This is a genomic window from Lachnotalea glycerini (assembly GCF_003201285.1).
In the GTDB taxonomy this organism is placed as follows: Bacteria; Bacillota; Clostridia; order Lachnospirales; family Lachnospiraceae; genus Lachnotalea; species Lachnotalea glycerini.
The window spans coordinates 1-1406 of record NZ_QICS01000046.1; the positions used below are offsets into that span (position 1 = coordinate 1).

At 39.2% G+C, this 1406-nt stretch carries 1 protein-coding gene; it reads right to left on the reverse strand.

Annotated features, from left to right (window positions below; all coding sequences use genetic code 11):
- Window positions 1-80: 80 nt before the first annotated feature.
- The gene (locus tag C8E03_RS21740) at window positions 81-1298 is read right to left on the reverse strand and encodes an IS256 family transposase (protein WP_170123098.1); all 1218 of its coding nucleotides are present in this window, start codon (window positions 1296-1298) and stop codon (window positions 81-83) included.
- Window positions 1299-1406: the final 108 nt, after the last annotated feature.

Sequence of the window (1406 nt, forward strand, 5' to 3'; positions counted from 1 at the left end):
ATTACAATGGTTCTGCCCTTACTTGCATTATACAAGGATTTTTTTGCATGTCAATGAAACCTTTCAGAATCTAACTAGATTTAAAGATTTCGTGATGACAAACGTTCTTCAAAATAAATCTCCAACTGCGAATGAATCTGACCCCAGTCTTGACGATGACCAGTCCATTTCTTTGTGATATCCATCGTTGCCAGATATAGCATTTTTAAGAGACTGTCATCTGATGGAAATACTGTCTTGCTTTTGGTCACTTTTCTTAGCTGACGGTTGAAGCCTTCAATCGCATTCGTAGTGTATATCAGGCGTCTGACGGTTTCTGGATATTTGAAATAGGTGGACAGGGTTGCCCAGTTATCATGCCAGGACTTATAGATTTTGGGATATTTAGAATCCCATTTATCCTTAAATAGTTCAAGTTCGTTTATTGCCGTTTCTTCGGTTGGTGCTGCATAAACGCGTTTCAAATCACCCATCAGTTTTTTGATATCTTTATAGGATACAAATTTCGTTGAATTTCGGATCTGATGGATAATACACTGTTGAACTTCTGTTTGCGGATATACGGCATCAATTGCCTGCGGGAATCCTGTAAGACCATCTACACAGGCAATCAGGATATCCTCTACACCGCGATTCTTTAAGCCATTCATAATAGAAAGCCAGAACTTGGCACTTTCATTTTCACCAACATACATACCTAGAACATCCTTGTGTCCGTTCATATCAATTCCAAGAGCTATGTATACCGCACGTTTCACAATGCGTCCTTCACTACGTACATGATAGTGAATCGCATCCATGAAAACAACAGCATAAACTTCTTCAAGCGGGCGTTCCTGCCATTCCTTGACGATTGGCAAAATCTTGTCTGTAATGCGGCTGATTGTACTATCAGAGATATCAATATCGTAAAGCTCTCTCATATGAGATTCAATATCCCCAGTCGTCATTCCTTTTGCATACATAGATAAAATTTTCTCTTCCATGTCCTGTGTTACCGTGTTCTGGTATTTCTTGATGAGTTGTGGTTCATATTCGCCATTACGATCTCGCGGAATTGCTACATCCATATCTCCATAACTGGTATGCATCGTTTTTTGTGAATGTCCATTGCGGCTATTAACCGTGTCTTTGTTACGATAATCATATTTAGAATATCCAAGTTCTTCATCCAATTCCTCATCCAAGGAACCTTCCAGAATAACGGACATCATGTCTCGCATGATTGAATTCACATCAGTGCCACTTTTGATGCTGACATCATTCTTTTTCAGATAATCCCGCATCATTTCTCTCATTGCTGCCTTTTGTGGGCTGTCATTTTTTCTAGCCATAAAAAAACCTCCAAACTGTGTAAGTTTATCTTACATCAGTTTGAAGGTTTACACAAACTTTGGGATAGTCCC